Genomic DNA, 3630 nt, shown 5'->3' on the forward strand with positions numbered 1-3630 from the left:
TGAAAGGCCTGGGACCTTGCTATATCAAACTGGGTAACCGGGTCGTTTATCGAATCAGTGAAGTGGAAGCCTACGAGCGGTCACATACTCACATCGGTACCTCACAACCACTGCCAAGGCAGGGAGGTGACGCATGAGCCCTGAACTGAAAGCAATAACCAACATGCCCATGAGCGATCTGTCTGCTAAATCGGGTGGAGAGTTATTGAAGCTGGTGGATGAAGTGGAAGCCTTAATGGAGCGGGCTCGGGTGCTCAGGGAGTGGCTGGAGTCAGCCATTGCCTGCAAGTACGTCTATAAGGCATCCAGCCTTCGTGCTGAGTTGCAGCAGGAATTCGGCTTTGTGCAGTTCGAGGATGGGGAGGTTAAAGTCACTTCCGAAATCCCCAAAGCCATCACCTGGGATCAAACCAAACTCAATGCCATTGCCCAGACCATTCGGGAGCAGGGTGAGGATCCGCAGTCGTTTATGGAGGTGGAGTACTCGGTTCTGGATGCCCGTTTTGATCAGTGGCCAGAAGTAATTCAGAACGCCTTTCGTCCAGCCCTGACCATTCGCCAGGGAACGCCTAAGTACCGGTTGGCTCCTAATCGGCGGGAGGTGAAACCATGAGTTTACCCATTCTGACAGCGGAACAGCGAAGCCAGGAGCGTAAGGGGATCAAATGCGTACTGTTGGGCGAAAGTGGCGTGGGTAAAACCACGTTGCTCAAAACGTTGGGTTCATCGAGTACTTTGTTTGTGGATTTAGAAGCGGGTGACTTGGCGGTTCAGGACTGGGAGGGCGATACCATTCGTCCTTCTACCTGGACTGAGTTCCGAAACTTTACCGTTTATCTCGGTGGCCCCAATCCTGCGCTCAGGGATGATCAGGTCTACTCGAAAGGGCACTACCAGGCGGTGTGTGAAAAGTACGGCGACCCTTCATCGCTAGAGAAGTATGACACCTATTTCATTGATTCGATCACGGTGCTGGGAAGGCTCTGCTTTCAGTGGTGCAAAAGCCAACCCCAGGCCTTCTCGGAGAAAACCGGCAAGCCGGATACCCGGGGAGCTTATGGCCTGCACGGTCAGGAGATGATTGCCGCACTGACTCATCTCCAGCATGCCCGGGGTAAAAATGTAGTGTTCGTGGCCATCCTGGAGGAGCGGGTGGACGACTTTAATCGGAAAATCCACCAGCCGCAGATTGAAGGCTCCAAAACCGGTCTGGAGATGCCGGGGATTGTCGATGAGGTCATTACCCTCGCGAGCCTACCGGATGAGGAAGGTAACCTTCGACGAACCTTTGTCTGCCAGACCCTTAATCCTTATGGCTACCCAGCCAAGGACCGCAGTGGTCGTCTGGCGATGTACGAACCTCCCCACCTGGGCAGGCTGTTCCATAAAATCCGAACCGCTGAACGCCAGCCGGTCACTTTTGATAATCCAGCCACCCAAAAGGACGCATAACCATGTCTCAGAAAAAATCATGGAACGATTTCAACGATGCCGCTGAACAGAACCAGCACGACATCATCCCTTCAGGCACCTTGGTCAAGGTTCGTATGACCATCAAGCCGGGTGGTTTTGATAATCCCGATATGGGGTGGACCGGTGGCTACGCCACCCGGGGTGATACCGGAGCCATCTACCTCAACGCTGAGTTCACTGTGCTGGCAGGCGAGTATGCCAAACGCAAGGTCTGGTCATTGATCGGGATGTACAGTCCCAAAGGGCCAGAGTGGGAAAACATGGGCCGCTCGTTTGTTCGCAGTATTTTGCAGTCAGCCCGCAATATCAAACCGGATGATAACAGCCCACCGGCGTACAAGGCCCGTCAGTTGATGTCCCTGTCGGAGCTTGATGGCATTGAGTTTGTGGCCAAGGTGAGTCTTGAAAAAGATCAGTATGATGAACCGAAGAATGTCATCAAGCAGGCCATTACGCCAGAGCATAAACAGTATGCCCAGTTGATGCACGGTATGGCACCTGTAACACAACCCGGACAGAGACCGTCTCATCATGAATTGCAGTCCGAGTTGTATCGGGGACCTGATCAAGCGCCTCATCCGGCTGAAGGTTATGGCAGCCAGTGGGACTGATTACTAACTGAAAGGAGTATCGCCCACCTGCTGGTGGGCTTCTTTTTACAGGGACGCTGAGCAATGAAGAACGGATGGCTAAATTTTAATACGGCTGCAGAGCAACAAGCCTCGGAGCTTTTACCGGCTGAGAATATTAAGCGACGTATTCAGGACCAGCTGGTGGGTTACCTGACGGCGATGTTTCCGAACGGTAAGCGACGGGGTAACAAGTTTGTCATGGGGAACGTTCAGGGGGATAAGGGTAAAAGTCTGGAAGTCTCGTTGGACGGCAGTGAACCCGGGCTATGGCATGATTTTGAAAATGGTGAGGGCGGTGACATTGTCAGTCTGACTGCGGCCGTTCAGGGGCTTGATCCTAAAAATGACTTTCCTGAGGTTATACGCGCAATGGCTGATTGGTTAGGGCTACCATCAACCAGCCCACCAGCATTAGCCAGTTACCAGGACGACTACGAAGATCTTGGTGCACACACTGGCAAGTGGGACTACTACGATGCTGAAGGCAGTTTGATCGCCTGTGTCTATCGTTACGATACACCAGAGGGTAAGGAGTTCAGACCCTGGGATGTTAAAGCACGCAAGACCAAGGCTCCTAATCCAAGGCCATTGTATAACCAGCCGGGGATCAAACAGTCTACGGACGTTTGGCTGGTGGAGGGAGAAAAAGCAGCGCAAGCACTGATTGATAATGGCTATTGTGCCACCACGGCCATGAATGGAGCGAAGGCACCGGTTGAAAAAACGGACTGGTCTCCCCTCAAAGACAAGCGAGTGATGATTTGGCCGGATCATGATGAAGCCGGTTTTGCTTATGCTCACAGTGCAGCCAGAGCCATTGTTGATATTGGCGCAGTCAGTGTTGTGATTCTCAAACCACCTGAAAGCAGTCCTGAGAAATGGGATGCTGCTGATGCCATTGCTGAAGGGTTTGATATCCGACAGTGGTTGGTAACTACACCCCGCAAAACCATTAAAGAATCGGTGCCATTTTATCGACTGGGTGAACTATTGGACGATGACTCACCCATGCCTGAAGACTTGCTCAGTCCAAGAGTGCTGACACCCGGCGGTATGCTGGTGGTTGGTGGTGCACCTAAAGTCGGTAAGAGTGACTTCCTGCTGAATCTGCTGGCCCACATGTCGGCAGGGCTAACCTTCCTTGATATGCGTCCGAGCAAGCCGCTCAAGATCTTTTATCTGCAAGCTGAGGTGCAATATCACTACCTGCGGGAACGGGTGAAGAGGCTCCCGCTTGAACAGTATCAGATGACTCGTGTCCGCGAAAATCTGGTGGTGACAGCAAGGCTGAACCTGATTCTGAATGAGAAAGGCATGCCCTTAATCCTGAGGGCAATTCGGGATGCCTTCCCTGAAGGGCCGGATGTGATCGTGATCGACCCGATTCGTAATGTCTTTGACCCGGGACCGGATGGCAGCAGTGAAAATGACAACAATGCGATGCTGTTTTTCCTGAAAGAACGAGTAGAGCAATTACGGGATATTGTGAACCCGGATGCAGGGCTGATATTAGTCCATCACACCC

4 protein-coding genes are annotated in these 3630 nt (G+C 52.4%); all 4 read left to right on the forward strand.

Annotated features, from left to right (window positions below; translation table 11 throughout):
• Positions 1-133 precede the first annotated feature (133 nt).
• Positions 134-613 carry a hypothetical protein gene (locus AK963_RS26760; RefSeq protein WP_066018395.1) on the forward strand — a complete coding sequence of 160 codons (480 nt, stop codon included), beginning with the start codon at positions 134-136 and terminating at the stop codon, positions 611-613.
• Positions 610-1452, forward strand: coding sequence for an ATP-binding protein (locus tag AK963_RS26765; protein ID WP_066018396.1), 843 nt, complete (start codon positions 610-612; stop codon positions 1450-1452). Before AK963_RS26760 ends, AK963_RS26765 begins: the two co-directional genes overlap by 4 nt.
• Before the next feature lie 2 nt (positions 1453-1454).
• The gene (locus tag AK963_RS26770; protein WP_066018397.1) at positions 1455-2084 is read left to right on the forward strand and encodes a hypothetical protein; all 630 of its coding nucleotides are present in this window, start codon (positions 1455-1457) and stop codon (positions 2082-2084) included.
• A 63-nt stretch (positions 2085-2147) separates the two neighbouring features.
• Positions 2148-3630, forward strand: a 1483-nt coding sequence (locus AK963_RS26775) for an AAA family ATPase (protein ID WP_066018398.1), incomplete at its 3' end; no start/stop codon positions are given.

The organism is Endozoicomonas atrinae, from assembly GCF_001647025.1.
Classification (GTDB): Bacteria; Pseudomonadota; Gammaproteobacteria; order Pseudomonadales; family Endozoicomonadaceae; genus Endozoicomonas; species Endozoicomonas atrinae.